This window comes from Pseudomonas sp. GW821-FHT02A11, assembly GCF_059421985.1.
The window spans coordinates 38395-62820 of sequence record NZ_JBWKWB010000026.1; the positions used below are offsets into that span (position 1 = coordinate 38395).

General features: G+C 57.6%; 36 protein-coding genes and 1 pseudogene. 26 read left to right on the top strand and 11 right to left on the bottom strand.

The genetic code is table 11. The annotated features are described in order from the left end of the window. Nucleotides 1-111: 111 nt before the first annotated feature. From AC07V9_RS25115 to AC07V9_RS25125, 3 genes and pseudogenes are all read left to right on the top strand, one after another. Nucleotides 112-240: pseudogene (locus AC07V9_RS25115) on the top strand (restriction endonuclease subunit S); the annotation flags it as partial. Further along, a complete protein-coding gene (locus AC07V9_RS25120; protein ID WP_495018331.1) occupies nt 240-3440 on the top strand; it encodes a type I restriction endonuclease subunit R in 3201 nt (1066 codons plus the stop codon). The pseudogene AC07V9_RS25115 and the gene AC07V9_RS25120, both read left to right, overlap by 1 nt. A 28-nt stretch (nt 3441-3468) precedes the next feature. Then, nucleotides 3469-4380, top strand: a complete 912-nt coding sequence (locus AC07V9_RS25125; protein ID WP_495018332.1) for a restriction endonuclease — start codon at nt 3469-3471, stop codon at nt 4378-4380. A 210-nt stretch (nt 4381-4590) separates the two neighbouring features. Here the strand turns inward: AC07V9_RS25125 and AC07V9_RS25130 are convergent, their stop codons facing one another. The 9 genes from AC07V9_RS25130 to AC07V9_RS25170 form a co-directional block, all read right to left on the bottom strand. Continuing rightward, the gene (locus AC07V9_RS25130) at nt 4591-5649 is read right to left on the bottom strand and encodes a ParA family protein (RefSeq protein WP_495018333.1); all 1059 of its coding nucleotides are present in this window, start codon (nt 5647-5649) and stop codon (nt 4591-4593) included. Nucleotides 5650-5704: 55 nt separating this feature from the next. After that, complete coding sequence (locus AC07V9_RS25135; protein ID WP_495018334.1) at nt 5705-6895, bottom strand: Arm DNA-binding domain-containing protein; 1191 nt, start codon at nt 6893-6895, stop codon at nt 5705-5707. Between the two features lie 207 nt (nt 6896-7102). Further along, nucleotides 7103-7303, bottom strand: a complete 201-nt coding sequence (locus AC07V9_RS25140; RefSeq protein WP_495018335.1) for a hypothetical protein — start codon at nt 7301-7303, stop codon at nt 7103-7105. After that, entirely contained in the window at nt 7300-7575 is a 276-nt protein-coding gene (locus AC07V9_RS25145; protein WP_495018336.1) for a hypothetical protein, read from the bottom strand. The genes AC07V9_RS25140 and AC07V9_RS25145 overlap by 4 nt, the downstream gene beginning before the upstream one ends. Beyond that, nucleotides 7563-7940 (bottom strand): carbon storage regulator CsrA, encoded by a 378-nt coding sequence (locus AC07V9_RS25150; protein WP_495018337.1) that lies wholly within the window; start codon nt 7938-7940, stop codon nt 7563-7565. The genes AC07V9_RS25145 and AC07V9_RS25150 overlap by 13 nt, the downstream gene beginning before the upstream one ends. Further along, entirely contained in the window at nt 7927-8121 is a 195-nt protein-coding gene (gene csrA / locus AC07V9_RS25155) for a carbon storage regulator CsrA (protein ID WP_495018338.1), read from the bottom strand. Before csrA ends, AC07V9_RS25150 begins: the two co-directional genes overlap by 14 nt. A 140-nt stretch (nt 8122-8261) precedes the next feature. Beyond that, the gene (locus AC07V9_RS25160; RefSeq protein WP_495018339.1) at nt 8262-8537 is read right to left on the bottom strand and encodes a hypothetical protein; all 276 of its coding nucleotides are present in this window, start codon (nt 8535-8537) and stop codon (nt 8262-8264) included. An 82-nt stretch (nt 8538-8619) separates the two neighbouring features. Then, entirely contained in the window at nt 8620-8937 is a 318-nt protein-coding gene (locus tag AC07V9_RS25165) for a response regulator transcription factor (protein WP_495018340.1), read from the bottom strand. A gap of 126 nt (nt 8938-9063) precedes the next feature. Beyond that, nucleotides 9064-9807 carry a S24 family peptidase gene (locus tag AC07V9_RS25170; RefSeq protein WP_495018341.1) on the bottom strand — a complete coding sequence of 248 codons (744 nt, stop codon included), beginning with the start codon at nt 9805-9807 and terminating at the stop codon, nt 9064-9066. Nucleotides 9808-9905: 98 nt separating this feature from the next. On the opposite strand from AC07V9_RS25170, the gene AC07V9_RS25175 reads away from it, so the two are divergent. The 13 genes from AC07V9_RS25175 to AC07V9_RS25235 all read left to right on the top strand — a co-directional run bounded on the left by AC07V9_RS25175 (nt 9906) and on the right by AC07V9_RS25235 (nt 17736). Then, entirely contained in the window at nt 9906-10268 is a 363-nt protein-coding gene (locus AC07V9_RS25175; protein WP_495018342.1) for a transcriptional regulator, read from the top strand. 306 nt (nt 10269-10574) lie between these two features. Continuing rightward, entirely contained in the window at nt 10575-11297 is a 723-nt protein-coding gene (locus tag AC07V9_RS25180) for a hypothetical protein (RefSeq protein WP_495018343.1), read from the top strand. A gap of 47 nt (nt 11298-11344) precedes the next feature. Then, a complete protein-coding gene (locus AC07V9_RS25185) occupies nt 11345-11635 on the top strand; it encodes a hypothetical protein (protein WP_495018344.1) in 291 nt (96 codons plus the stop codon). Then, on the top strand, nt 11632-12363 hold the full coding sequence (locus AC07V9_RS25190) for a Rha family transcriptional regulator (protein ID WP_495018345.1): 732 nt from the start codon (nt 11632-11634) through the stop codon (nt 12361-12363). Before AC07V9_RS25185 ends, AC07V9_RS25190 begins: the two co-directional genes overlap by 4 nt. Then, entirely contained in the window at nt 12356-12667 is a 312-nt protein-coding gene (locus AC07V9_RS25195) for a hypothetical protein (RefSeq protein WP_495018346.1), read from the top strand. Before AC07V9_RS25190 ends, AC07V9_RS25195 begins: the two co-directional genes overlap by 8 nt. Continuing rightward, on the top strand, nt 12664-13239 hold the full coding sequence (locus AC07V9_RS25200) for a hypothetical protein (RefSeq protein WP_495018347.1): 576 nt from the start codon (nt 12664-12666) through the stop codon (nt 13237-13239). Before AC07V9_RS25195 ends, AC07V9_RS25200 begins: the two co-directional genes overlap by 4 nt. Then, nucleotides 13236-13628, top strand: a complete 393-nt coding sequence (locus AC07V9_RS25205) for a GIY-YIG nuclease family protein (RefSeq protein WP_495018348.1) — start codon at nt 13236-13238, stop codon at nt 13626-13628. The genes AC07V9_RS25200 and AC07V9_RS25205 overlap by 4 nt, the downstream gene beginning before the upstream one ends. Next, a complete protein-coding gene (locus AC07V9_RS25210; RefSeq protein WP_495018349.1) occupies nt 13625-14407 on the top strand; it encodes an LvrA C-terminal domain-related protein in 783 nt (260 codons plus the stop codon). Before AC07V9_RS25205 ends, AC07V9_RS25210 begins: the two co-directional genes overlap by 4 nt. Then, nucleotides 14407-15189: an ATP-binding protein gene (locus tag AC07V9_RS25215; RefSeq protein ID WP_495018350.1), complete on the top strand. Its 783-nt coding sequence runs from the start codon at nt 14407-14409 to the stop codon at nt 15187-15189. Before AC07V9_RS25210 ends, AC07V9_RS25215 begins: the two co-directional genes overlap by 1 nt. Next, on the top strand, nt 15186-16562 hold the full coding sequence (locus AC07V9_RS25220; protein ID WP_495018351.1) for a replicative DNA helicase: 1377 nt from the start codon (nt 15186-15188) through the stop codon (nt 16560-16562). Before AC07V9_RS25215 ends, AC07V9_RS25220 begins: the two co-directional genes overlap by 4 nt. Next, entirely contained in the window at nt 16555-16839 is a 285-nt protein-coding gene (locus AC07V9_RS25225; protein ID WP_495018352.1) for a hypothetical protein, read from the top strand. The genes AC07V9_RS25220 and AC07V9_RS25225 overlap by 8 nt, the downstream gene beginning before the upstream one ends. Then, nucleotides 16836-17222 (top strand): antiterminator Q family protein, encoded by a 387-nt coding sequence (locus tag AC07V9_RS25230; RefSeq protein ID WP_495018353.1) that lies wholly within the window; start codon nt 16836-16838, stop codon nt 17220-17222. Before AC07V9_RS25225 ends, AC07V9_RS25230 begins: the two co-directional genes overlap by 4 nt. 199 nt (nt 17223-17421) lie before the next feature. Beyond that, nucleotides 17422-17736 (top strand): FxLYD domain-containing protein, encoded by a 315-nt coding sequence (locus tag AC07V9_RS25235; RefSeq protein WP_495018354.1) that lies wholly within the window; start codon nt 17422-17424, stop codon nt 17734-17736. A 178-nt stretch (nt 17737-17914) separates the two neighbouring features. On the opposite strand, the gene AC07V9_RS25240 is transcribed toward AC07V9_RS25235, so the two are convergent. Both AC07V9_RS25240 and AC07V9_RS25245 read right to left on the bottom strand, forming a co-directional pair. Further along, the gene (locus AC07V9_RS25240) at nt 17915-18349 is read right to left on the bottom strand and encodes a type II toxin-antitoxin system HicB family antitoxin (RefSeq protein WP_495018355.1); all 435 of its coding nucleotides are present in this window, start codon (nt 18347-18349) and stop codon (nt 17915-17917) included. A 51-nt stretch (nt 18350-18400) separates the two neighbouring features. After that, nucleotides 18401-18580 (bottom strand): type II toxin-antitoxin system HicA family toxin, encoded by a 180-nt coding sequence (locus tag AC07V9_RS25245; protein ID WP_495018356.1) that lies wholly within the window; start codon nt 18578-18580, stop codon nt 18401-18403. A 284-nt stretch (nt 18581-18864) separates the two neighbouring features. Between AC07V9_RS25245 and AC07V9_RS25250 the strand changes: the two genes are divergently transcribed. The 10 genes from AC07V9_RS25250 (at nt 18865) to AC07V9_RS25295 (ending at nt 24426) form a co-directional block, all read left to right on the top strand. Next, complete coding sequence (locus AC07V9_RS25250) at nt 18865-19368, top strand: hypothetical protein (RefSeq protein WP_495018357.1); 504 nt, start codon at nt 18865-18867, stop codon at nt 19366-19368. Between the two features lie 23 nt (nt 19369-19391). Continuing rightward, nucleotides 19392-19763, top strand: coding sequence for a chemotaxis protein (locus tag AC07V9_RS25255; protein WP_495018358.1), 372 nt, complete (start codon nt 19392-19394; stop codon nt 19761-19763). After that, nucleotides 19763-20101 (top strand): hypothetical protein, encoded by a 339-nt coding sequence (locus AC07V9_RS25260; protein WP_495018359.1) that lies wholly within the window; start codon nt 19763-19765, stop codon nt 20099-20101. The genes AC07V9_RS25255 and AC07V9_RS25260 overlap by 1 nt, the downstream gene beginning before the upstream one ends. Beyond that, nucleotides 20098-20598, top strand: coding sequence for a DUF2514 family protein (locus AC07V9_RS25265; RefSeq protein ID WP_495018360.1), 501 nt, complete (start codon nt 20098-20100; stop codon nt 20596-20598). The genes AC07V9_RS25260 and AC07V9_RS25265 overlap by 4 nt, the downstream gene beginning before the upstream one ends. 48 nt (nt 20599-20646) lie before the next feature. Beyond that, nucleotides 20647-20850: a hypothetical protein gene (locus AC07V9_RS25270; protein ID WP_495018361.1), complete on the top strand. Its 204-nt coding sequence runs from the start codon at nt 20647-20649 to the stop codon at nt 20848-20850. Continuing rightward, nucleotides 20851-21012 carry a hypothetical protein gene (locus tag AC07V9_RS25275; RefSeq protein WP_495018362.1) on the top strand — a complete coding sequence of 54 codons (162 nt, stop codon included), beginning with the start codon at nt 20851-20853 and terminating at the stop codon, nt 21010-21012. A gap of 105 nt (nt 21013-21117) precedes the next feature. After that, nucleotides 21118-21456, top strand: a complete 339-nt coding sequence (locus AC07V9_RS25280; RefSeq protein ID WP_495018363.1) for an HNH endonuclease — start codon at nt 21118-21120, stop codon at nt 21454-21456. Between the two features lie 4 nt (nt 21457-21460). Then, on the top strand, nt 21461-22090 hold the full coding sequence (locus AC07V9_RS25285) for an HNH endonuclease family protein (RefSeq protein ID WP_495018364.1): 630 nt from the start codon (nt 21461-21463) through the stop codon (nt 22088-22090). Nucleotides 22091-22249: 159 nt separating this feature from the next. After that, entirely contained in the window at nt 22250-22744 is a 495-nt protein-coding gene (locus AC07V9_RS25290) for a terminase small subunit (protein WP_495018365.1), read from the top strand. Then, nucleotides 22744-24426, top strand: a complete 1683-nt coding sequence (locus tag AC07V9_RS25295) for a terminase large subunit (protein WP_495018385.1) — start codon at nt 22744-22746, stop codon at nt 24424-24426. The genes AC07V9_RS25290 and AC07V9_RS25295 overlap by 1 nt, the downstream gene beginning before the upstream one ends.

The following is a 24426-nucleotide window of genomic DNA, read 5'->3' on the forward strand; positions in this document are numbered from 1 at the left end:
GTTTATAACATCCCTCTTGTAATCCCGCCGAAAATTGAGCGAGACGAAATTGATAAATTGGTTGGCGAGTTAAAAGCTCAGTATGAAGCTCTAATAGCTCAGTCGGAAGCTAGCGCTGTACTGCTTTTTGAGCGCCGTTCCGCCCTAATCTCCGCCGCCGTCACCGGCAAGATCGACGTACGCAGCTGGCAACCACCGGTCAGCGCGCCAACTTACGAATTAGAACAAGAGGCCGTGTAATGGCGGACAGCAAGGAAGCGCAATTCCAGCAGGACATCATCGACGCCCTGGCCGCCCAAGGCTGGTTAGTCGGCACGGCCAGCGGTTACGACGCCCGCACGGCGCTGTATACCGAAGATGTCCTGGGCTATTTCACGGATGCCTGGCCGGAGCGTTGGGACAAGTTCGCCAAGGCCAATCCGAACAACCCGGACGACGTGCTGGTGCAAAAGCTGGTGCGCGAACTGGAGCAGAGCGGCACTTTGGATGTCCTTCGTCATGGCTTCAAGCTCCCGGCGGTGAAAGTCGAGCTGTGCAGTTTCCAGCCCGATCACGACATGAACCCGGACACCTTTAAGCGCTACCAGTGCAACCGCCTGCGCGTGGTGCCGGAGGTTTCTTACTCGCCGCACGCACGTGATGCAGGCAATGGTGGCCTAAGCTACAACCCTCGGCTGGACTTGGTGCTGTTCGTCAATGGCATCCCCACTGCCACGCTCGAACTGAAAAGCGAGTTCAAGCAGTCAGTGGAGAACGCCAAGCGCCAGTATCGTGACGACCGTCCGGTTAAAGATCCGCTGACACGTAAACCCGAGCCGCTGCTGACCTTCAAACGCGGCGCGCTGGTGCACTTTGCCGTGGGCCAGAACGAAGTGGCGATGACTACCAAGTTGGCGGGTAAAGACACCTTTTTTCTGCCATTCAACCTCGGTAGCGATGAAGGCGGCGCAGGTAACCCAATGCCTGCCGACGACAGCCAATACGCGACCAGCTATTTGTGGCAGCGACTGTTGCAGCCAGACGCCTGGCTTAAAGTGCTGGGGCGTTTTCTGCACCTGGACAAAAAAACCAACGAGGGCTTTGACGGTACGCTGGTGACCAAGGAAACGATGATCTTCCCGCGTTACCACCAATGGGAAGTGGTCAACAAACTCATCGAAACCACCCATGCCGAAGGACCGGGCAAACGCTATCTGATCCAGCACAGCGCGGGCTCCGGTAAGTCGAACTCCATCGCCTGGACTGCGCATCAACTCGCCTCGATGTACAACGCAGGAGGACAGCGGCTGTTCAACTCGGTAATCGTCGTCACCGACCGCACTGTGCTCGACAGCCAGTTGCAGAACACGATTTATCAATTCGAACACGCTCAAGGTGTCGTCAAACCGATCAGCCGTGATGTCGGCAATCAGAGTAAATCCGAACAACTGGCCGAGGCGCTGGCCGAGCAGACGCGCATCATCATCGTCACCATTCAGACCTTCCCTGCGCTGTTCGATGCGCTGGATAAATACCCCAAGCTGGCCAGCGGACGTTATGCGGTCATCGCTGACGAGGCGCACTCGTCACAAACGGGATCGTCGGCCAGCAAACTGAAGCAGATTCTGGGCAGCGATGCGCTGGACGCCGAGGAAGTCAGCGCTGAAGACCTTCTGGATGCTGCCGTACAAGCGCGCCAACCGAATGAGTGCATCAGCTACTACGCGTTTACCGCTACGCCAAAGGCCAAAACTCTAGAGCTGTTCGGGCGCCCGGCCGACCCGGCGCTGCCGGCCAGTTCCAGCAATAAGCCCGAGGCGTTTCACCTGTACTCCATGCGCCAGGCCATCGAGGAGGGTTTTATCCTCGACGTGCTGCGCAACTACACCACCTACAGCACCGCTTGGAAGATCGCCCACCCGGATGGCGAAGACGACGAGGTGGACAGCAAGAAGGCGCGCATCAAGCTGGCGCGTTGGGTGCGCCTGCATCCGTACAACATCAGTCAAAAGGTTGAGGTGATCGTCGAGCATTTCCGCGCCAACATTCGTGGCCTGCTGAATGGCCAAGCCAAAGCCATGGTTGTCACCAGCAGCCGCCAGGAGGCGGTGCGATATCAGTTGGCAGTGAAAGCCTACGTGCAGCAGATGGATTACAAAGACGTGCACCCGCTGGTGGCGTTCTCCGGCAGCGTGTTGCCGGATGAGGTGATCCCAGAGGAAGTAACGGAAAACAGCAATCTGCTCAACGCCGGGTTAAACGGTCGCGACTTGGCTGAAGCCTTCGATACGCAAGACTTCAACGTGATGATCGCCGCCAACAAGTATCAGACCGGTTTCGATCAGCCCAAGTTATGCGCCATGTACGTGGACAAAAAATTGCAGGGTGTTGACTGCGTGCAGACACTGTCGCGATTGAACCGCACTTTCGGTGACAGCAAGCAAACCTTCATCCTCGACTTCTTCAATGAGCCGCAGGACATTCTCGACGCCTTCCTGCCTTACTACACCAAGGCCGAGCTGACCGATGTGACCGACCCGCAGATCATCTATGACCTGCAGAAGAAGCTGGATGCCGAGGGCATCTATCACTGGCAGGAGGTCGAGGCGTTCGCCATGGCGTTCTTCGACCCCAAAGCGGCCGCCAGCAAGCTCAGTTATTACTGCACACCCGCAAAAGAACGCTTCGCCAAGCGCTATGCCTTCTTGGTGGAGTCGCACCAGCAGGCACTGGACTTCAAGCGCACCGCCGAAATCAACGGCGACAGTGCAGGCCTGAAAAAAGCCGAGCACGCGCTTAAAGAAGCTGGCGAGCAAATCGATCAACTCGACCTGTTCCGAAAAAACTTGCAAAGCTTCGTACGTTTGTATGAGTTTCTTTCGCAGATCGTGCCCTATGAAGATCGAGAGCTCGAACAGCTTTGTGTCTACGCCAAGCACTTGCACCCGCTGCTACGCGTCGACCGCCTACAGCAGGACGACGTGGATGTCGGCGAGCTGCAACTAAGTCACTATCGCCTGAGTAAACGCGCCGAATACCAGCTGCGCCTGAATGAAGAGCGTGGCGAATACGGCCTCAAACCCGGCAGCGATGTGGGTAGCGGAAAGCCTCACGATCCGGAGAAAAAGCGACTCTCGGAAATTATCGACGCACTGAACGATATCTTCGGCGCCGAAGTGAGTGACGACGACCAATTGCAGTTCCTTACCGGCATCGCTCAGCGCATCAGCCGCCAAGAGGATGTGATGGCTCAGGTGAACAACCACTCCGTCGATCAAGTAATGCATGGCCTTTTCCCGAAACGGGTGCTGGACACCGTTCTGGATGCAATGACCGATTATGAGAAGCTCTCGCTCGAGGTGCTCGATAATGAGACGAAGAGTCGGGCGTTCGCGCTCATGATTCTGAAAATGTTGAAAACGTCGGCTGCGGCCGATGATCGGAACGAAGGCGCTGCCTGAAGCTGGCTGGTAAGGGTAAAGAGAACCAATGGCAATTCCAGACTTTCAAAGTGTGATGCGCCCGGTGCTAAGCACTGTGCAAAACAGTGTCCCGATGCAGCTTAATGAGTTGCGTGAACGGGTCGCCGATCAGTTTCAACTCACTGAGGATGAGCGCAAGGAGCGCCTGCCATCTGGCCAGCAGACTGTGATCAACAATCGAGTGGGTTGGGCTAGGACCTACCTCAACAAGGCTGGGCTGCTGACGATCCCTGCAAAGGGAATGGTGCAGATCACTCAACGCGGTTTGGACACGTTGGCTAATGGCCCAGAACGCATCACTGTGACGTGGTTGAAGCGGTTCCCCGAGTTCGCAGACTTCCACACGGCTAAGTCGCAATCGAACGATCTCCCCCTGGCAGCGAGCGTTGATCTTACCGAGACAACGCCGGACGAGCAGTTAGCCGAGGTGCATCAAGCGTTGGTGCAGTCGCTCGCAGAGGACCTGTTGGCACAGGTACTGGCGTCGAGCCCTCGGTTCTTTGAGCAGCTCGTGGTCGATCTAATGATTGCCATGGGCTACGGAGGGTCGCGCAAAGAGGCAGGTAAGGCGACCCAGGCAACCAACGACGACGGCATCGATGGGATCATCAAAGAGGACAAACTTGGGCTCGACGTCATCTATCTGCAAGCTAAGCGCTGGACTAACACCGTGCATCGCCCGCAAATCGATAACTTCATCGGCGCTCTGACGCGTCAGCGTGCCCGGAAGGGGGTGTTTATTACTACGTCAGAGTTTTCCCAAGGAGCGCGCGCTGCGGTGCTCGCGCTGGATATAAAAGTGGTGCTGATTGATGGTGTTGAACTCGCGCGATTGATGGTCGAAAACAACCTGGGCGTTAGCGTCAAGCACGTGTACGAGGTCAAGCAGCTGGACAGTGACTACTTTGCGCAGGAGTAATGCTGTTGCGCTTGTCGACCTCTGCCACCCAGGTATCACAGGGCTTGGCAGGTTGCTGGAAAGGAGCGAGCTTGCTGCACCTGCCAAACCTCAGGCACAAAAAAGCCGTCCAAGGACGGCTTTTTGATATTTGGTGGAGCCGGGGGGATTTGAACCCGCGTCCAAACCCTATTTCTCGGGGCTTTCAGCCACAAGGCTGTCATAAAGCTGTCATTCGATAGCTGCAACCAGGTTCACTAGGTTCGGAACCTGCTTATCCAGTTGGCTTTGATTCACTTTCACCAGCTTGCCCAGAACGTTAGCCTGTCCAGAGCGCAACACAGAGATAGGTATCCCTGAAGCTCCCGACACCACCGAAGCAGTGTTGGCATCGTTAACTTCGTACTGAAACATTGCCTTGAATAGGCGTTTATTGCTGGGGATTAACGCACCATTCGGATGAATGCAGAATAAGTTGGCATTAGATTTCCATACTTCATAGATTTCATCGCCAATCTCATTGACAACAGTTTTGAAGGCAGTCGCAGATGACTGGTTCATCTGAGTCAATCTGTTGCCGATGTACATATATATTTCCGGGAGGGTCATTCGATATCGGTTAGAGTTGATAAAGAACTCTGACTGCTGCTGGCCTGCTTGTCGGGCGATCCCATACACCAAGGAAAGAACAGCTCTGACTGCACGCTTGCTGGAACCGTCCGCAGAAAATGGAATCAACAACCGGTCCGCTGCCGACATTGCTAGTTCTGTGTAGACGGAAAAGCTGGGATTGCAATCAATGAATACTGTGTACTCATCCTGATCCCAGCTATTGGCAATATCGTTGATCAAATCGCTTAGCCATGTGTGAACAATGCGCCACGCATCTTGAGGACCAGGAAAAGTCGCAGACATGACCCTGGATGCCTGGATTTCCAACTGCTCATCACCGACTACCAGATAGAGGTTGTCTGGCACGTTAGGGTTGATAGCGCTTGCCTGAGTTACGAAATTTGCCCCGGTATTGGGGTTAACGTATGGGCTGAGGATACGATCCTCGATGTACCCGGCAATCGTGCGCCGAGGTGTGCCTTGGTGAATCGCTGCGAGCGCATTTTCACCGTCCTCGATTCCGCCCAGAATCATCGATGAAGAGTTAGCTTGCGGGCAGACGTCGACAACCAGAACGCGCTTGTCAGGGTTCTGTTGCGCGTATTCAGAGGCGACCTGGAACGTCAGATAGCTTTTCCCAACTCCGCCCTTATTGTTCCAAACCGCGTAAACCGCCATTTTGCTTCCTCCAATTTTGACTTTGCGCATCCTAAACCATGCCGTTCGGCTACTGTTAGATCTTCGTGAAAATCGTAGCGGGGCTAGGGGAATTCACATTATTAATGGACCACAGGACTTCAGCTTTTCCGCCTGCATCTTCGTCCGCTGAAGGCATCCATCGACCATATACCCTGGCAATCATGGTCCAGTCACTGTGCCCCATCTGTTTAGCCACCCACATCGGATGCTCGCCGGCTGAAAGCATCATCGAGGCATAGGTGTGCCGGGTTTGATACGGGCGCCGGTACCGAACCCCGGCCTTTTTCACTGCATGCGCCCACATCGTCTTCCGGATCGGCCCGTCGCCTGCCCAGCGCTCGAGCGTCCGAGGGTTCTGGAACACTTCGTTGCCTGCCAGGAAGGTGTGATCCTTCTGCGCTTTGAGCGCTGCCATGGCTGGCCCGAGCAGCTTCACGGAGCGACGCCCGGCCGCAGTCTTCGGTATCTCTGCGATCCCCTTCGACGCTTGGGTCATCGCCCGGGTGATCATCACCTCACCGCGAATCCAGTCAACGTCACCCCAGTCGAGTGCAACCAGCTCACTCGTCCGCAGTCCCGTCCAGAGTGCGAACTGGATCAGGTTGGCGGCTTGGCCGTTTGCGGCTGCGATAATCGCGCGCTGCTCCTCTGGACTGAACGGATCGACATCATCGTCGTCTGTCGGCGCCTCTTTGCGCCTGTAGGTCCAGCCAGCCATCGGGTTGTTCTCGATCAACTCCTCGTCGATTGCTTCGGTCATGGCTGAGCGCAGGCAGCTTTGGATATTGCTCAGCGTCTTGTTGCTGATCTCCAACGTGTCGAGCCAGTCCTTGATCGTCTTCCGCTTCAGATCGACAATCATGTGCGTGCCCAACGCCGGCACAAGCCGATGCTCGACCAGCTTGCGATAGCCTTCGTAGGTGCTGCTGGAAAGGTGCTTCTGCTTTGACGCCAACCACCTGGTAAGGAACCCGGCAACCGTCTCTTGGGATGCCTCGGGCGCAAACTTCGCAGCTCTCGCCGAGCCTGGGAAGGTGACCGAGTAGTCGAAGGTCCCGATCGAAATCGCGTGCTCGATCGCGGCCTTGTGCTGCTCGGCCTTCTTCAGATTAGTGGCGGTGGGCTTGAGCGTGATGCGCTCGCGGCACCGGACGCCCCGATACATGAACGTGATTTCGATGCTCGAATCGGAGATCGCCCGAACTCCCCGCCCGTCTCTACCCATGATTCATATCCCTGTGTGTCGATCAGCGTCCGGCCGTCCGGAGCCCTGAACCAGATTTCGCCAAGCCGCCAAATTCCATCGCGGATCTTCGAGCGGATAGCGTCCTCGCTGTAGCCAGACTCGCTGGCGAATTTCCTGATGGTCATGTAGCGCATTCGGTCTTACTCCTGACTCGTCAGGTTTTGCGTTGGTGATGGAACTGATGCGTCAGATCGGCGCTTCACCTTCGTTGCTTTCGGCCACGGCCCGCAGCTTCAGCGCGATGCCGCAGGAGTTGGCCAAGGTTGTCAGCTGGCCAACAGTGGTTTCTGGGGTCTTGAGCGCCTGCCCAAAACGGATCAGGCGATCGCCCAGGCTTTCAAACTCGGTGCGCACGGTCAGCTGCGAACCTTGGGTGAGCATGCTCATAGTTGGACCTTCTCTGCCTGTGGGAGCGAACCGGCGTCGAACCCAGAGATTCGGGAGGGCAAACTGGTCTGAGAGGCCCGATTCTTCTGAGTGTCAGGGGTGGCGTTCTGTGGGAGCGAACTGTCCGGCAAGCAGCTGATGCCCCCGGCTGGGGTGATCCAGCAAGTGACGCCGCGTACGGAGTCGTGCTGAACGTCAATCAGCACTTGGGGTTGTTCGGCGTGGGCGAGGCTGGCCAAGGTCGCCAGCAGGGCGAGGATCAGGATTCGCATGGGACGGTCTCCAGTGCGGCGTTGAAGCCGGCCAGGAAGATCAGGTAATCCGCGTGGGTGCGCTCATCGACGAAACCATTGCGTCCCTGCTCCAGTTCGTCAGGGCTGGCGCCTACTGGGTTGATGCGCGCAAACAGGTTGCGAGCGTCGACCTCTGCGGCGACCTCCTTGATGCGGGCGTCGATATTGAATTCGTCACTGCCAAGGCTGGCCTCCAGGACATCGCGGTCGCTGGCGCCGGCAATGACAGCGACGCCGGTGCCTATGGCGACGGGTGCGCCCAGAGTGACGTGCTGCAGGAGCGGGGTAAGCGTCTCGCCCTCTTTGGCGCGCAGCACCAGAGTGATTCGATCAATTGACTGCATGGGCCACCTCGGCACGTGGGTTCTCGATCTTGCGGGTGCGGATCTCAGAGCGATCAACGGCGACGTCTTTCGGTGCCGTGATGCCGATGCGGACCTGGCCCTGCTGGACGCCGAGGACGGTGACTGTGATGTCGTTACCAATCAGAATGGCTTCGCCGACGTTTCGGCTGAGTATCAACATTTGGTGAATCTCCTTATTTCAGGCCGAACGAATCCCGGCCGCGTTGTTGGCTTTCGCAAAAATCAGTTGGGTTATGGGTCAGGCTTCGCTGATCACCGTACAGCCGCCTTAACTTCTAAGCGGCTCTGCGCTGACGCCTGTTAGCAGTACCCGTCTGCCGACCTTGCCTGCACGACCTGCTCGACCTGTTCCGGCGTGAATACTAAAGCGGTCTGGAATCCGCTCGACGATGTGCGCGCACGCTTTGGCTCGATGCCCAGGCGCAACACGTAGCGCCGCGCTGCGCTCCGGTCCATCTTTATGACCTCGGCCAGCTCTTTGATCGTGGTCAGCTTTGGTTTTGTCGTGCTGGCCTGACCGGCAGGTGCCGCTCGGTGGGCGGGCCCGGCCCCGATCTGGATATTCAGGTTGATCATCAATTAGCTCCCACGGTTTCAGGTGTTGGTTCCAGCACCGGACTGCGTCCTCACATCGAAGGCGCACGCCGCTGCTTCGGCGTTACGCGATCAGGATGCCGTCGTGTTCGTTTTCGGACTGATGGTTTTCGGGGGAAGGGCTGGCGGCGCCGGCGAACGAGATCAAACCCATGGCAAAGGCCTTGGCGACAAGCGCTGCCCGACTACTTACCCGCAGCTTGAAAAAGATGCGCTCAACCGCCTTTTCGACTGTGCTCGGCGTACATCCCAAGCCCTTTGCTGCCTGTTTCGATGTCTTGCCAGCCGCAATTTCCAGCAAACATTCCAACTCACGTTGCGCAGCGCCACGGCCCAGAAAGCCTGTTATGCCATGTGCGGTGATGGTGGTCGAAGTGATCATCTGAAAAGCTCCATGCATGAATGCGATGGAACAAAGATTACCAAAAGGAAATCTTTGGTCAATACCTTTTGGAAAAGATTTCAGGCAAAAAAAAACCCGCCGTGGCGGGTTCGTACAACATTTTGGTCATAGGCTTGTACCAGTCCAGGTATAAACCGCGCGGCCATGAATTTGAATTTCGTGCTCCCTATCCGCCGGGAACGTCATTTCGACATAGACTCGGTTATCCGAAAACACTCGAAGCCCGTCCAGAACCCGCTGAATTCGTTTGATCATGATCTGGCCCAGATGAGACAGAACGTACACTCCGTCCCTCGTGAACTCTTGGATGCCAGTGTCAATGAGCAACAAGTCACCATCCATGATTAATGGCTCCATTGAGTTTCCGACCGCGCTAATCACACGAAGATTGGAGGGGGATGTTACCGATAGATGAGTGCGTATCCATGCTGAGTGCAGTCCGATAGAACTGATCATCCGATCATGCCCTGACGGCACCCCCCAAACGAGAACGCCTGGTTCAAATCCGATATCAAGCTTTGGTATCTGCAGCGTGTCTCGAATCTCTATACCGTCCAGCACCGATTGCGGATCATCCCCGCGTGAGCCAATTGCCCATCCCGATCCGTCCGGGAGAAATTCAGCGTCCAGAGGCGCGTCAAGATACCGGTAAGGGAGGTCACAAGCTTCCTCAATCTCACGGGCGAGCTTTTCGCCAATGTTCCTACTGTGATCTGAGCTCTCCGCCAGTAGTCTCGCCACGTATGACGACTGGCGCCCTATGGTTTCGGCAAGGCGTGCCATAACGCCTCCGAATTTGAGATTGATGAGCTGCCTAAGCCTAGCTTTGCGTATGTCTTTGATGTCCATACCTCAAATATACCTTTTGTTTCCCAGTGGGGAAATTACCTTGATTTGGTACGTAAACTGGGTAACCTACGTACCAAGTATTCCAATGGGTAAACATCATGGAGCTTTCGAAATACGCAGCTGAGCTGCCTCGGGGAGGGAAAAAACAGCTCGCCTTAAAGCTTGGGGTCACAGCGTCCTATTTGTCTCGACTTATATCCGGCGACCGCTCCATCACTGCAGAGCGCGCAATTCAAATCGAGGATGCAACCGACGGCGCTGTGAGTCGTGATGAGCTGCGCCCCGACATTCAGTGGGAAAAGTCCAAGCGCCCGAAGAAGTCCAGACCGCATCTCGCTCCGACCTTGAATCAAAAGATACTCGCACAGTGCCATCCTCAACAGGAGGTCGATTCCGCTGTTCAGGCATCCAGTACCTACGCCAAGGTAAAACTCGACCCTCCTAAGGCCCTCGGTATATGAGTAGCCTTTGCATAAACACATTAGAGCCGCAGCTGGAAGGGCCTGCTGAGTCCCTTTTCAGCCACTTCCATTTGATGGCGTTTGCCGATCTGATCGGGAGCAAGAAATGAACAAGCGCCCATTCCAGTATTTGTTGTCCGGCTGACTTTTCAGTAGGCAACAAAAAGGCCCGCATTCCGCGAGCCTTCTTAACCAGTCCACGCCAATGGACTTTCTTGAATCTTCGTTCCAGGAGAACGATATGTCACGCCCAGAAAATACCACCGGTTATTGCCGGACGCAACAACTTGCTAAGGAGTCGGCGCAATGAAGACCGACACCACTTTGCGGCTTGGCCGCGTTCAGTACCGCCAACTTGCCGAGCTCGCTAAACAGGCGGGTTGCTGCCTTGGGCTTTCAACATTTGAGCAGTTGGGCGGCGCTTGGGGGATGTTCAATCCCTTTGGGCTTGCTGTTCATGAGGACGCTGCCATCGACAGCAAGTACCTGAAAGAGGAAATCGTCATTCAGCTGGCCACGAGCGTTAACGCAGGGCAAATGCGCAGCGTTCAGCGCCCTGAAATCGACTGGTCACAGCTCCACGACGACGAGATCTATCCGTTCATCGTCCAGCATGAGATCGGGCACAAGCTGGACAACCATTTCGTCTTCGACCTGTGGGGCATTCAGAACAAGGAAGTCCACGACAAATGTCACCGGGCGATCGGCTTCGTCAACGAAATCCTGGCTGATCGTTTTGCTTGGAATCAGATTCGCCCAGGTGAGCCGGTCCCGCTTTGTGAAAACGGCAAGCGTGTGCAGGAGGAAGCTGCCGAGGCAATGGCGCTGCTCGACCTGCACATTCCCCGCACGCGCCGGGCGCCTCGCGCTCTGCCAGGCGGGCAATACAGCTTTGTACCTCAATCCATGTTGATGACCGACGGCCTTACCGCTTATGTCGGGCCGAAAGTTGCGCCTCAGCTCATTGAGCGCGCTCGTACCCGTCGTCGCGTCTACCGCCGTGACACACGGTCGAGGGCTTTCGCATGAGTCTCCTACCAGCAGCAATTCCGAAGATGCGCGCGCCACGAAAGTTGATGCTCGCCAATCGTGGCGCGCTTGAAACCACTGAAGGCGAGCTGCTCGACATTGTGGTGGTGGGTGCCGAGCAAATGGCACGTATGAACGAGGCCCGTGCGGTTTTCAACGAGCTACGTTCGATCTTGCTATCCCAGGTCGTTCCCGCCCTCGGCGGCTGGGGCAACCCGATGGCAACGGAGCTCGAAAGCCGTCTTGAGGCAATAACCTTCGCTTCCGGGAATTTCCTTTGGAAAGGCCGCCACGCTGGCGCTTCTCACGACGCGGTGCATGTCGGGGGTGGGGTATGACCATCGTCATCATCAAAGACGGCGATGCCGTCACCACTACGCTCGCAATCGCTGCTGGCTGCGAGGTTGATCACGCCAGCGTCATTAAGCTGGTGCGCACCTATCAGGGGGATATGGAGGAGTTCGGACTTCTGGATTTCAAATCCGAAAGTACCGGAGGCCGCCCGACCGAGTACGCATTCCTCAACGAGCAGCAATCGACGCTGCTTCTGACCTACATGCGCAACACTGCCATCGTCCGCGCCTTCAAGAAAACGTTGGTGCGTGAGTTTTGGGACATGGTGCAGCAGCGCAATCAACCAGCCCCGGTGCTACCCCGCGATTACATCAGCGCTCTTGAACATCTGCTGGCGTCGAAGCGTTCGGAACAGTTGGCGATCGAGCAGCGTGACCACGCTATTCAGACAAAGGCCGAAATCGGTTCCCGCCGCGAAGCAACGGCAATGGCGACCGCCAGCGCCGCCATGCGCGAAGCCAGTCGCCTTCGAGACGAACTTGGTTTCAGCGCGCGTCACGCGACGATCCTGAAGGTCGAGGCTGCACTCAATCGCAGCTTCAGCTTCGTCAACCTCCGGCGCTGGTGTAAGGCCAACGGCGTCACCCCTAAAACAGTTCCAGACAAGCGTTACGCCGAAGGCGTAAAGGCCTGGCCTGCCGCTGCCTGGGCGGCTGTTTTTGATATTGACCTGGCCGAGCTGTTCGGCACTGCTGGAGATACCCATGAGTAAGATTTTCAACGAACAGGCGCACATGGAGCTGATCGCCGAGGCCGCAGTGCTGTATCAATTGGCTGAGACGAAGCGCAATTCGTTCCGGCGTGAGCTGAACGACATGTACACCGTTTTCTTTCAGGCCCATGGTCGCCCGTATGGCGATGAACGACGTCGTATTGACCCTGATGACGATGCGTACCTTCCGGTGCTCGACTTCACCAACGCCGCCTATGGCCGGTGGAAAACCCAGCGCGATCTGACGACGAAGCTGAAACGCAAACTGCGCACGCTCGTCGAGCGGCTGGAGCGTGCGCAATGACCAATATCCTCAAGTTTCCGACGCAGAACATGGCCGCGCCTATCGACGTTGATCAGCTCAGGAAGCACTCAGACGCTTCTTTGCTGCTGTTCTGCTTCGAAATGGTCGGGTCAGTCTCTGAGTCCATCGAAGAGGGCGCAGAGATCAAGTTTCAGGACGAAGCCTACATGGAGCTTGTGCACGCCTTCTGGGCTCTGCAAACGCTGTTCCAGCGCAAAACAGGTGCATGTGCCAGCGAGGTTTCGGCAGAGCACTGGGTACAGATGCGCAAGCACGCGATCGAGGGCGGGCCTGAGCCAGTGCTGAAGATTCCGCGCGTAGCACCTGGCTGCTCACCGTACCCACCGGAAGTGTTCAAAGGTCTGAGCGATACGGACCTGGGGCGCGCAGGGCTGCTGTATGCCCGCCGGGTGAACGAAGCCATTTCCAACGACTCACCGCATGCCCTGGAGATTGAGGAGGCGCGCGTCAGCTCGATCGACACCATGGCAGTTATCCGTGAACTGGTCTCTCGACTGACTGGCGAGCCCGTGAGTGGTGCTTGCCGCCCTGCGGGGGAGACTTTGCAATGAGCGCCTGGGGCTTCGTCTACTGCATGAGCAATCCATGCATGCCGGGTGTTTTCAAAATCGGCATGACTACTCGATCACCTATGCAGCGCCGTAACGAGCTATCCGACTCAACCAGTTCGCCGCTGCCATTTACTTTGCTGTGCTATGGGGAGGTCGAGGACCCTCGCCATGTCGAGTTGACTCTGCACGATATGTTTGAGGCTGACAGGGTAAGCCCTGCGCGGGAGTTTTTCAGAGCGAGCTTCGAGGCCGTACAAACCGCCATCAAAGAGCATTGCTATCACTTCTGCATGTCGGACGACGGGCAAGTCCTTCTGAACGAGATTCTGGAGGCTGGCACCGGTGGAAAGGGCCTGAGATTGGTAGGTGGAATGGAGGGTAGGGCATGAGCATTATTCGCGCCCCTCGCCCTGAGGGTAATTTCTATCTGCTGAACAAAGGTATCAGCGAGGACTCGCGCTTGAGCTGGGCTGCACGCGGCCTGCTGGTGTTTCTATTGGGCAAGCCTGACCACTGGGAGATATCAGTTGCTCACCTGCGCGGCGAGACCGCTCATTCCTGCAAGCCTACCGGTCGTGATGGTGTTTACGGACTTCTGCAGGAGCTGATCAATGCTGGTTACGTCGCTCGTCGGCAGGACAGATCAGAGTCTGGAGTGCTCGGCGAGATCAATTATCTGGTGTCTGAAACACCGCTTCCGGAATCACCGTATCCGGCTTCACCGGAAACGGCTCAGCCGTATCCGGCAAATCCGACACTAGTAAGTATTGAAGGTAAGCAAGTACTGAGTGAAGCAGCAAGTACTGAAAAACCTTCGGTTAAACCCGACCCGATGGAAGGCTTCGAGGTGTTCTGGAAGCTCTACCCGAACGGGAAGGGCAAGCAAGAGGCAGCAGCTGCATGGAAGCGCCTCAAGCCAGACGCCAACATGCGCCAGACCTTGATGACTGCCCTTGGCCAACATTCCGTATCTCGAGACTGGACCAAGGACGATGGCCAATACGTCCCCATGGCTTCCACTTGGCTGAACAAGAAGCGCTACCTCGATGTTCTGAAGCCAGCTCGAACTGGCGCGCCTTCCCGGCACACAGGCTTCGACCAGATCGACTACGAGGAAGGTCTTGAGCTCGGTCCAGATGGGCAATACCGAATCGCGGGGAACCTCTGATGATTATTCGACACACCATCGAGACCGCGCTGCGAGAGTGCGTGGACCATGGCCAGTTCACCGACTCGCTTGTTGAGCAGTTTGGTGCAGGGCCTCACTGGTATGGCTGCCCCCGCTGCAACTTCGACAAGCGTCACTCCGGCGATTCTGTCATTCGTGCCATCGGCGTGATGATCCACCGTGACCGCCTGACCAATGAGCGCCTGCTCGACGCCGGTATCCCGCTGCGCTTTCAGAGCTGCTCGCTCGACACCTGGTCCGCCGGCAACAGTCAGGACAAGCTCCGTGCCTGGAACATGGCCACCGGTTACGTCGATGCATTCAGCGAAAACTTCGGCGTCGGCCGTTCGGTGATGCTGCTGGGTCAGGTCGGCACCGGCAAGACTCACCTGGCCACCGGCATCCTGCAGCAGCTGATCAAAAACTTCGGCTCACAGGGTCTGATCGGTCGCTATACCACTGCTGGCGGCATCATCCGCTCGGTCAAGGACACGTTCGGTAACCGTGACCGGTCTGAATCTAAGGTCTATGCCGACCTGGTGCTCCCGCACTTGTTGGTCATCGACGAGGTTGGCGTTCAGCATGGGACCGACTTTGAGCGCACCGTGCTCTTCGAAGTCATCAATGGCCGGTATGAGCAACGCAAGCCGACAATCGTGGTGAGCAACCTCGGCATGACCGATCTGCGCCAGTGCCTCGGTGACCGGGCCGTGGATCGGCTTCGCGACAAGGGCGGCCTCGCAGTGCTGTTTCGCTGGGAATCCGCGCGAGGTGCCGCATGAGCCGAGAACTGTTCAACGTCGACGCCGAGTATGGCGTGCTCGGGGCGATGTTCATTGACCCGCTGCTGATTGACGAGATCACCACCAAGGTCAGCGCGTCAGACTTCCATGAGATCGAGAACGCCGCGCTGTTCCGTGCAATCCTTGATTGTCATGAGGCCGGCGACCCGGTGAACGTGGTGATGGTGAGCGAGCATCACCAGTACCTGCCCAGCGGCGACAGCATGCTGGGGTACGCGGCCACCATCCAGGCGAACGCCCAAGGCACCTCGAGCTGGAAGACCTACGCCCGGGTGATCCGCGAGCGCGCCGTGCTGCGGAAGGTCGTGGAGACGGCCCAGGCGATCAGTCAGTCAGCCAATGACGACCTGCCTGTTGCCGAGATCATCGCTCGCGGTCAGCAGGCCATGGCCGACCTGCGCGACCTGGATGATGGTGAGCCGGACTATCACAAGGTCAGCGACGTGCTGACGACAGTGATCGACACCATCGACGCCAAGTTCAGCAAGACCGCGCCGAAGGGGCTCACGACGGGTATCCCCGATCTGGACAAGCTGATTCGCGGACTGCGCCCAGGCAACATGGTGGTGGTCGCTGGCCTTCCAGCATCGGGCAAGACCATCCTCGGCGTTCAGATGGCCCAGCACGTCACCATGCAGCTCGCTGGCGCAGGCCTAATCTTTTCTCTTGAGATGACCAAGGAAGAGCTGGTAACGCGCAACATCGCCTCGCTGGGCAGCGTGGACCTGACCCGGCTGGACGAGGGTGACACGCTCGATGATGACGACTGGCCGAAGATCACCGGCGCCGTCGACAAGCTCTGCAAGGCGCGTCTGTATATCAGCGATCAGGCTGGAATGACTGTCGCGCGTATCCGCTCGATCGCCCGCCAGTGCCAGCGCCGTGAGGGCCTGGACGTGATCGTGGTGGACTACATCACTCTCATTGCTGGCGCCGGCGGTCAGAACCGGACGCTCGAGATCGGCAAGATCTCCACCGCGCTCAAGAACCTGGCCAAGGAGCTCAAAGTGCCTGTGATCGTGCTGGCGCAGCTCAATCGTGGCCCTACCAATCGCCCGGACAAGCGCCCACGGCCAAGTGACATTCGCGACAGTGGTCAGGTTGAGCAGGATGCTGATGTTGTGATCCTTGTTCACCGCGACATGGAAAGCGAAGAGGGCCAGAACGGTGTAACCGAGCTGATCGTTGGCAAGTGCCGCCACGGCAAACAGGGCACCTGTTTGGTTCAGCAGGAAGGCAGGTTTGTGCGCTTCGTTCCGTTCGGCGGTAAGGCGCCCAGCGACGAGGAAGTTGAGATGGGCCGCGTCCTGAAATTAACCGGTCGTTCGAAGGGGAGACCTGACTATGAATAACGTAACTGCGGCACTGCCGCGCAAGATCCTCACCTCCGGTGAACGGGACTTCCTCAAGCAGGGCAACCGCTTACTGCTCGACAAGCCCAACGGCCGGATCGGCGCCGCCGCGCTCATGGACATGGTGGCCGACTGGGGCAATCACCGTGGCAGCCTCGGCTTCCAGGACTATGCCCGCCGGTGGATCACCGAAGGCCACGCCAAGAACAAGATCGCTGATCAGCTGCTGAAAGAGCTGTTCGGCCTTAACGATCCAGATCCGAGGAAAGCGGCATGAAGAAACGAACGTACACCGACAAGCCGCTGGGCGACACCGAGTACCTGCTGGAGCAGTGGGGCAGCTGGCGGATGTCGGGGATGGGTGTTCCGCGCTATGTGTCGCCACTGGCGGCGCTCATGAACCAGTGCTGCGCTGAGCCGAGCGCCATGACCTACGTGATCACTGATGACGCCGCGATGGTCGTTGACTCGATCCTCGCCCGTCTCATCAAGCGCAACCAGCAGATGGGCGATTTCATCTGGTGGTACTTCGGCGCCAAGTGGACGATGGTCAGGATCGGCGAGGCCAACAAGATGTCGGAGCGCTCCGCGCGGGAAGTCGTACGGCAGGGGGTGGCCTGGGTGGACTCGGCTTTGGAACATTTTCGCGAGGCAGCGTAAAAAGTTCTTTCAGGCCGGATAAACACCTGTTTTCATGGCACGGTGTTCAACGCATTCAGCGCGACACCCGATCCATAAGACCCCAGCCAAGCGCTGGGGTTTTTAATATCTCGAATCTAAGCGTCATTAATCAGTCGCCATCATATTGACAGCATCGTGGGCTTCGGAGATCGTAGGGTCCTAATTTCAGGAACCTTCTATGCGTAAAATCATCGCTGCACTGTCGCTACTTATGACCGCCCAGGCTTTCGCGGCTGATAAGCTTTCCATCACCGAACTCCGGCGTGCCGACTCCAATGGGCTATCTGGGGTTCAGGGGATTGCTCATAACGAAACGGGGCAGACGCTTTCTTCAGCGACCATCATATTCAAGCTTGTGGACAGCGCAGGCAACATGGTGGGAAACGCTGCTGTTACTGGTTATGGGCTCGGCCCTGATCAAGATTGGCGCTTCATCGCGCCTGCGCCTGTGAAGTTCTACAGCGCAGAGGTCGTGCAAGTAATGGCGAATTGAGCGCGATTCAGAAGCTAGCCCCGCCAAGTGCGGGGCTTTTTGTTTCTGCGGCGATATCTCGGCCGGTCAGGGCATCCGCCTTGTTAGTGGAGGGCCCAAGGTTCGAATCCTTGCGGCGGCACCCATTAGCACATGCGTCCGGGGACAAAAGATCCCCGGACAACAGCAGTCAAAAAATTTATGCCGCTTTGACTGATTCGACCGAAACGGCCAGGCGTTTGCCCAGCGCAGCCAACGCCGCTTCAACCTGTTCCATCTTCGATGTGTGCAGGAAATCGACCAGTCGGTCGCCTTGCACCTGGTGAACGCCCAGCAGGCGGCGCAGATCGGCTTTGCGCATATCGCGCTCCATCATCGTGTTCCAGAGAACGATCTTTGCCACGGTAACGGCGGGCAGGTAGACAACATGCTCGCCAGCCTGAGGTGGAGTTGCTTCTGGGATTGGCAAACGCTCGTCGACGTAAATCGACAAGGTTGTTTCAATGGCGTCCACGGCTTCACGCAGAGCGTGCGCCTCATCGTCGCCATAGCTGTTGAGCTGCGGAAGATCGCGGCAAAAAACGGCAAGGCCCGGTGTGCTGTCTTTTTCAAACCGAATTGCATAGTTGTACATGGTCACTCCCCGGAGGTGATCGTTCAGCGTTCAGATAGGCGAAGGGGGCTCTCAGAGCCCCAGTTGTTTGATTATCGCCTTGCGGGTCCCTTCGGGCATTTCCTTAGCCCCGTGATCCGCGAAGGTTGTCCTGTTGCCGTTCGGGGCGGTGACTTTGAAGTGGCTTCCTTTGCCTGCTTCGAAGGTCACCCCTTGGGCCTTCAACCATCGTCTGAACTCGCTGAACTTCATCACCCCGCCTCGTTGTGTGGATGATTCCATTCTACAACACTTTTGTTTTAACACAACACTTTTGTTTTATGTTGCTGCGCGTCGCCATAGCCAGGGTGGGCCTACGGGCAGGGCCTGGACGCGGTATAGCCGGAAGTCACGCGTACGGAAAGAACACCGGCAGTCAACGTGCCTCATATCCTCTTGTGTGCTCGGGGTAGCGTTGGCGGACAGGGGAGAAAGATCCTCAACCTATTTCAAGGCTCGCCATCTGGTGGGCCTTTTTCATTTCTGGAGCACACGCAATGACCGAATCTGTGAAGCGCGAGATCAAAGACGTTATCGACTCAGTGGTTGCCGGTGACGCAGATAAGTTTCGGCAGTCGCTGGGATACCTGGCGAAGACTGGCGGCGAAGATTTCCTCACTGTGACCAAGGAGTTGCTCAAGTCAGAACAAGCCGAATACGTCAGCTATTTCGGCTTTGGTGCTGGACATTTCTATCGCTCAGCGACGCACGTACTGGGTGCCGTGTATACGCCTGACCACATGCTGACCAGCAAGGCCAACCCGTCTGGCTTTGGTTTGCCGATCGGGGTTGTTGAAGAGATCGTTGGCGCAGTGCAGGTCGATTACCAAGCTCGGCTGATCACCAAGGTTGCAGGTCTCGAATCTTCGATTAAGCAGCTGCTCGGATTGATTGAAGGCAGCTCGGTGGCCGACAAATGTGTCACTCACATCGCGCAGACCCATTTCACCACAGGTGTCGAGCTTCTGTTCGGCACGCTGAACCCGCACAAGCGCGCCTAATAACTTTCTGTTCTGGAGTAGCAATGGACCCAACCGACCTTGGCCCAGGAACAGCCACCTGGCTGGGTGGTACCGGGACTGTTTTGCTCGCTGGCTTCCTGTGGTTACGCAAATTCCTGTCGCGGGATGCAGCTGACCGGGCAATGGACAACGCCGATATCGGCACCGTCCGCCGGCTCAACGAACTTCTGGATTCTGAACGCGCCGCTCGCAAGGAAGCCGAAGCCAGAGCCGACCAATTTGCCAAGGAGCGGAACGAACTCGCTGCGGCAGTTGGCCGAATGGAAGGGAAGATCGAAGCCCTGACGAGCCAGGTAGCGCAACTCACAGCCCAAGTGACCAGCCAGAGCGATGAGATTTCGCGCTTGCGGTCCCAGCTTGGAGGCGTCAAGTGATGGAAAGATGTGCATTCAATTTCATTGCCCGCCGCTGGTGGAAGCGTGCCGAAGTCTGGGTGATCGCGCTGCTGTTGGTATCTGGCGGCGTTGTTTTGGGCTTCCAAATCGGACACTGGTCGCTGGGCAGCTGGTACACGAACCAAGTCGCCGAGGTTCGCCGCGGCTATGACGAAGCCCTCAGGCAGCGTGATCTGCGCCTGAACACCCTTGCGGCTAAAACGCAGGAGGCAGCGGGCAAAGTTGAGGCGGCAGCAAGCAGCGCCACTCAGGCCGCTGACACCGCCAGCAAGGCAGCGGACAAGGTCAGTGAAGCCGTGGACCGGGCAAGCCCATGAAGGCCTTGATTAAGGCGGTTCCGCTCTGGGCCTGGATCATGCTGACCCTGGCCGCAGTCTTGGGATCTACCTATCTGCGCCTCGAGGACACAAAGCAATCTCTCGTTACCGTGACGGGTGAGCGTGATGTGGCCACCGCCCGCGCTGAGTCGATCGGCAAGACCCTAACCCTACAGCGTCAACTCACCGCTGATGCGAACAAGGCTACTGACCATGCGACCGAACAAGTTGAGCACGTCACGGCTGCCGTTGCTGTTGCTGATGACCGCGCTCGCAGCCTGCAGCAGCAAGTCACCGATCTGCTTGCCAAGCGAAAGCGTTGCACTGCCGACCTTGCCAGCACAGGCAAGACAAGAGACGACCTTGCCGATCTGCTCGCCGACCTGCGTCGAGAGGCTGACGACGAAGCGGGAAGTCTGGCAGCAGCGCTTGACCGAAGCCGAATAGCCGGCCAGCTGTGTGAGTCGATGTATTCATCAGCGATGAAGGCCCGGTAATCCGCGCCACAGATTCAGATGCGTCCGTTTCGTGGCGCGGAGTAAGTCATGAAGATCACCGTCAACAACGTTCTGGGCGCTGTGGTCATTGAGCTGCTGTCCGGTCGCCGTGTTGTCCACCGCGAGCGCTTCGAGGGCAAGACCAGTTCGCTGTACACCAGATCAATCCGCCCGGCAGCGGCGTTCGACTCACATCGCGCCGTGACCAACCTGAACCGGGATGACCAGTTCACCTACGAGGTGGAGGCCTGAATGGCGATCAGCACTATCACGTTCACGATCAAGTGGGCTTGGTGGGTGATGCCCTATCTGCACGCCGTGGCCTGGTTCAGCGAATGGACCGGCCTCGACCCTGACGTCGACAAGGTGGTCGCCACTGCGCTGCGCGGTATGCGGCTGGAGCTCGCCCCATGACCTGTTCAGCTTGCGCCGCACGTCGAGCACGCGCAGCGAAGTGGTTCGCCATTGCAGCTGACCGAGCACGGTCACTGATCAATCCCTCACGCAAGGTTGAACCCGATGCCAAGGCTCAAGACGCTGGGAAGCAGGGTGAAGATCCAAGGTGAACGCGTCACGGTCGTCAACACCAACTCATGGCGCGCGACCAAGACGACTGCACACCAGCGAGGCTACGGCTACAAGTGGCAGAAGGCGCGCGAGGGATGGCTCAACGCTCACCCGCTTTGCGTGTACTGCGAGCGTGAAGGGCGAGTGACATCGGCCACTGTGGTCGACCACATCGTGCCGCATCGCGGAGACATGGCGATCTTCTGGGACAAGACCAAGTGGATGTCCCTATGCGCTTCCTGTCACTCATCAGTGAAGCAGCGCGAAGAGCAAGCAGACCGATTCGGGTGACCCAATGCAAATGAATCAGAACCAGTCGGTGAGTTGCCGTGTTGCTGGATGCCTCAGCGTGGCCAACAGAAAAGGCGCAGGTCTGTGTGAGAAGCACTACACAAGGCAGCGCCGTCGCGGTACGACCGACAAGGCGGTAGTAGTAAAGCCTGGCTTGCTCACCCACACGCATGGATACAAGCAGGCCTATGTCCCTGACCACCCGTTGCGTACGGCATCCAGTAGCCGGGTCTACGAGCATCGCGTTGTATATCACGCTCATCATGGTGATGGCCCGTTCGCCTGCCACTGGTGCTCGGCTCGGGTCACCTGGGATGACATGCATGTCGACCACCTGAATGACACCAAAGATGACAACTCTCCCGCGAACCTGGTGGCCAGCTGCGCGACCTGCAATCAGCAGCGTGGCTTCGACAAGATGGCTACGACCCATAGGCTCAAGTCTGATCGACGCTACAGCGCACATGGCTTAACGATGTGCATGAACGAATGGGCACGCCATCTGAACCTTTCGCGTAATGCGATTGAGTACAGGCTCAGCGCAGGCTGGCAGATCGATGACGTGTTCTCGCCTCGCAAGGGCAGGTCAGGTCCGCCCAGTCGCAAGCCGCGACAGGCAGGCACGGCAGAATGACCGCTCGTCGGCAATGCGATGGATTCTCATTCATGAATGCACCGAAACGGTGCGTTAGGCTCGCTCTATGAGGGGGGGGTCTAAATATAGGGTGTCAATCACTTCCAGACCGCGCCCGATCCCATTCGCAGATTTTTTTCCTCGCACAGGTTTTTGTTAATGGCTTTAACACCCAAGAAACGCGCTTTCATCGACGCGGTGAGGGGAGGTGCGTCCAATAAAGACGCAGCCATTGCCGCCGGATGCCCCGAGAAATCGGCCTCTGCAGCGGGTTCGCGTTTGGCGAAAGACCCAGATGTGGTCGCCGAGCTGTTCAAATTGAACGCCCTGCATGCCATTAACAAGGATGTTAAAGGTGTTAATGCCGATGGCGTCCAGGATGATCCTGAGCCGCATGCCGAAGAGCCAGAGCCGGCCGGGTTTGATCTGGGGGCAGCACTCTCGCATCGAGATCCAAAGGATTTTCTCCTCGCCGTCATGAACGACCTTGGCACAGAACCAAAGCTGCGCGTTGATGCGGCGAAGGCTTTGATGCCATTCGTCCATCAGCGCAAGGCGGAAGGTGGCAAGAAGGAACAGGCCAAGCAGAGGGCCGATGAGGTGGCGAACGGCAAATTCGGGACCCGGCGCGGTCCGCTGAGATCGGTGAAATGATGGAATGGACAACGGCCTGCCCTGATTGGGAGACGCGCATCGTCGCCCGTCAAACCCTGATTCCTTTCGAGCCACTCTTTCCTGATCAAGCCGATGAGGCGTTAGATGTGTTCGGCGCACTGCGCATGGTTGACGCCACTGGCAGTCCGCTGATGTGCGAGACGGTACGGGACTGGGTAAACCAGTTCGTCGCCGCGATCTTTGGCGCGTACGACCCGGACAGCGGGCGTCGGATGATCAGCGAGTTTCTGCTGCTCATCAGTAAGAAGAACGGCAAGTCGACAATCGCCGCCGGCATCATGTTGACGGCCTTGATCCTTAACTGGCGCCATTCTGGCGAGTTCATCATCCTCGCACCGACCAAAGAAATCGCAGACAACTCGTTCATTCCTATCAGGGACATGATCAACGCTGATGACGAGCTTAAGGCGTTGATGGACATGAAAGAGTACATGCGCCTTGTTACTCACCGTCAGACTGGCGCGACACTGAAAGTTGTCGCTGCGGACAGCGAGACAGTCTCCGGCAAGAAAGCCATCGGCGTCTTCATCGACGAACTTTGGGTATTCGGTAAACGCGCCAATGCTGAGGCGATGCTTCGCGAGGCTACAGGTGGCCTGGCATCTCGCCCGGAGGGTTTCATCATCTGGGCCACCACCCAGTCAGATGAGCCACCTGCAGGCGTATTTCGGCAAAAACTGCTGTACGCCCGCCAGGTGCGCGACGGCAAGATCGAAGACAAATCGTTTCTGCCGGTGCTCTACGAATTCCCGAAACACCTGCTGGACGCTGGTGCGCATCGGGAGGCCTCGAACGCATACATCACCAACCCGAATCTGGGCCTCTCTGTTGATGAGGCGTTTATTGAGCGCGGCTATGCACAGTCGCAACTGGACGGTGAGGAGTCGTTCCGGGGGTTCCTGGCGAAGCACCTTAATGTCGAGATCGGGCTTGCGCTCATGTCCGACCATTGGGTGGGGGCGTCGTTCTGGGAAGCTCAGGCGCTGCCCGGCCTCACGCTGGACGGCTTGCTCGACCAGTGTGAAGTGGTCGTGGCGGGCGTTGACGGCGGCGGGCTTGATGACCTGCTCGGCCTATCGGTAATTGGCCGGGTGCGCGAGTCAAGAACCTGGCTGCACTGGGCTCATGCCTGGGCGCACCCCTCGGTGCTGGAGCGGCGCAAGTCAGAGGCGCCTCGTTTGCTGGATCTGCAAAAGACCGGCGACCTGACCATCGTGAACCGAATCGGTGACGACGTTGAGCAATTGGCTGCGATCGTTGCGCGGGTCAATGGGGTGGGCTTGCTGGACAAGGTTGGACTCGACCCGGCGGGCATTGGCGCGCTGCTCGATGCCTTGGCTGACGTCGGCATCGAGGAGGGCCAGATCATCGGTATTTCGCAGGGCTGGAAGCTTACCGGTGCCATCAAAACCACTGAGCGACGGCTCGCCGAGGGGACGCTTCAGCATTGCGGTCAGCCGCTCATGGCTTGGAGCTGCGGTAATGCCAAGGGGGTGCCGTCCGCAAACGCATTTCTCATCACGAAACAGGCTTCGGGCACCGCGAAAATCGACCCACTCATGGCCACGTTCAACGCCGTATCGCTGCTTTCTCTGAACCCAGAGGCGAAGGGCGGCATGGACGACTACCTCAACAACGGATTCTTCGGATTAGTAGGCTGA

Coding starts and splice junctions, on each gene's coding strand:
- AC07V9_RS25175 (WP_495018342.1), top strand. CDS start 9,906: ATGGAGCTTTCGAAATACGCAGCTGAGCTGCCTCGGGGAGGGAAAAAA.
- AC07V9_RS25160 (WP_495018339.1), bottom strand. CDS start 8,537: ATGATCAACCTGAATATCCAGATCGGGGCCGGGCCCGCCCACCGAGCG.
- AC07V9_RS25220 (WP_495018351.1), top strand. CDS start 15,186: ATGAGCCGAGAACTGTTCAACGTCGACGCCGAGTATGGCGTGCTCGGG.
- AC07V9_RS25190 (WP_495018345.1), top strand. CDS start 11,632: ATGACCATCGTCATCATCAAAGACGGCGATGCCGTCACCACTACGCTC.
- AC07V9_RS25240 (WP_495018355.1), bottom strand. CDS start 18,349: ATGTACAACTATGCAATTCGGTTTGAAAAAGACAGCACACCGGGCCTT.
- AC07V9_RS25270 (WP_495018361.1), top strand. CDS start 20,647: ATGAAGATCACCGTCAACAACGTTCTGGGCGCTGTGGTCATTGAGCTG.
- AC07V9_RS25170 (WP_495018341.1), bottom strand. CDS start 9,807: ATGGACATCAAAGACATACGCAAAGCTAGGCTTAGGCAGCTCATCAAT.
- AC07V9_RS25125 (WP_495018332.1), top strand. CDS start 3,469: ATGGCAATTCCAGACTTTCAAAGTGTGATGCGCCCGGTGCTAAGCACT.
- AC07V9_RS25135 (WP_495018334.1), bottom strand. CDS start 6,895: ATGGGTAGAGACGGGCGGGGAGTTCGGGCGATCTCCGATTCGAGCATC.
- AC07V9_RS25215 (WP_495018350.1), top strand. CDS start 14,407: ATGATTATTCGACACACCATCGAGACCGCGCTGCGAGAGTGCGTGGAC.
- AC07V9_RS25290 (WP_495018365.1), top strand. CDS start 22,250: ATGGCTTTAACACCCAAGAAACGCGCTTTCATCGACGCGGTGAGGGGA.
- AC07V9_RS25225 (WP_495018352.1), top strand. CDS start 16,555: ATGAATAACGTAACTGCGGCACTGCCGCGCAAGATCCTCACCTCCGGT.
- AC07V9_RS25260 (WP_495018359.1), top strand. CDS start 19,763: ATGGAAAGATGTGCATTCAATTTCATTGCCCGCCGCTGGTGGAAGCGT.
- AC07V9_RS25180 (WP_495018343.1), top strand. CDS start 10,575: ATGAAGACCGACACCACTTTGCGGCTTGGCCGCGTTCAGTACCGCCAA.
- AC07V9_RS25255 (WP_495018358.1), top strand. CDS start 19,392: ATGGACCCAACCGACCTTGGCCCAGGAACAGCCACCTGGCTGGGTGGT.
- AC07V9_RS25245 (WP_495018356.1), bottom strand. CDS start 18,580: ATGAAGTTCAGCGAGTTCAGACGATGGTTGAAGGCCCAAGGGGTGACC.
- AC07V9_RS25140 (WP_495018335.1), bottom strand. CDS start 7,303: ATGAGCATGCTCACCCAAGGTTCGCAGCTGACCGTGCGCACCGAGTTT.
- AC07V9_RS25295 (WP_495018385.1), top strand. CDS start 22,744: ATGGAATGGACAACGGCCTGCCCTGATTGGGAGACGCGCATCGTCGCC.
- AC07V9_RS25145 (WP_495018336.1), bottom strand. CDS start 7,575: ATGCGAATCCTGATCCTCGCCCTGCTGGCGACCTTGGCCAGCCTCGCC.
- AC07V9_RS25185 (WP_495018344.1), top strand. CDS start 11,345: ATGCTCGCCAATCGTGGCGCGCTTGAAACCACTGAAGGCGAGCTGCTC.
- AC07V9_RS25250 (WP_495018357.1), top strand. CDS start 18,865: ATGACCGAATCTGTGAAGCGCGAGATCAAAGACGTTATCGACTCAGTG.
- AC07V9_RS25235 (WP_495018354.1), top strand. CDS start 17,422: ATGCGTAAAATCATCGCTGCACTGTCGCTACTTATGACCGCCCAGGCT.
- AC07V9_RS25150 (WP_495018337.1), bottom strand. CDS start 7,940: ATGCAGTCAATTGATCGAATCACTCTGGTGCTGCGCGCCAAAGAGGGC.
- AC07V9_RS25210 (WP_495018349.1), top strand. CDS start 13,625: ATGAGCATTATTCGCGCCCCTCGCCCTGAGGGTAATTTCTATCTGCTG.
- AC07V9_RS25265 (WP_495018360.1), top strand. CDS start 20,098: ATGAAGGCCTTGATTAAGGCGGTTCCGCTCTGGGCCTGGATCATGCTG.
- AC07V9_RS25205 (WP_495018348.1), top strand. CDS start 13,236: ATGAGCGCCTGGGGCTTCGTCTACTGCATGAGCAATCCATGCATGCCG.
- AC07V9_RS25200 (WP_495018347.1), top strand. CDS start 12,664: ATGACCAATATCCTCAAGTTTCCGACGCAGAACATGGCCGCGCCTATC.
- AC07V9_RS25165 (WP_495018340.1), bottom strand. CDS start 8,937: ATGATCACTTCGACCACCATCACCGCACATGGCATAACAGGCTTTCTG.
- AC07V9_RS25285 (WP_495018364.1), top strand. CDS start 21,461: ATGCAAATGAATCAGAACCAGTCGGTGAGTTGCCGTGTTGCTGGATGC.
- AC07V9_RS25120 (WP_495018331.1), top strand. CDS start 240: ATGGCGGACAGCAAGGAAGCGCAATTCCAGCAGGACATCATCGACGCC.
- AC07V9_RS25230 (WP_495018353.1), top strand. CDS start 16,836: ATGAAGAAACGAACGTACACCGACAAGCCGCTGGGCGACACCGAGTAC.
- AC07V9_RS25275 (WP_495018362.1), top strand. CDS start 20,851: ATGGCGATCAGCACTATCACGTTCACGATCAAGTGGGCTTGGTGGGTG.
- AC07V9_RS25195 (WP_495018346.1), top strand. CDS start 12,356: ATGAGTAAGATTTTCAACGAACAGGCGCACATGGAGCTGATCGCCGAG.
- AC07V9_RS25130 (WP_495018333.1), bottom strand. CDS start 5,649: ATGGCGGTTTACGCGGTTTGGAACAATAAGGGCGGAGTTGGGAAAAGC.
- csrA (WP_495018338.1), bottom strand. CDS start 8,121: ATGTTGATACTCAGCCGAAACGTCGGCGAAGCCATTCTGATTGGTAAC.
- AC07V9_RS25280 (WP_495018363.1), top strand. CDS start 21,118: ATGCCAAGGCTCAAGACGCTGGGAAGCAGGGTGAAGATCCAAGGTGAA.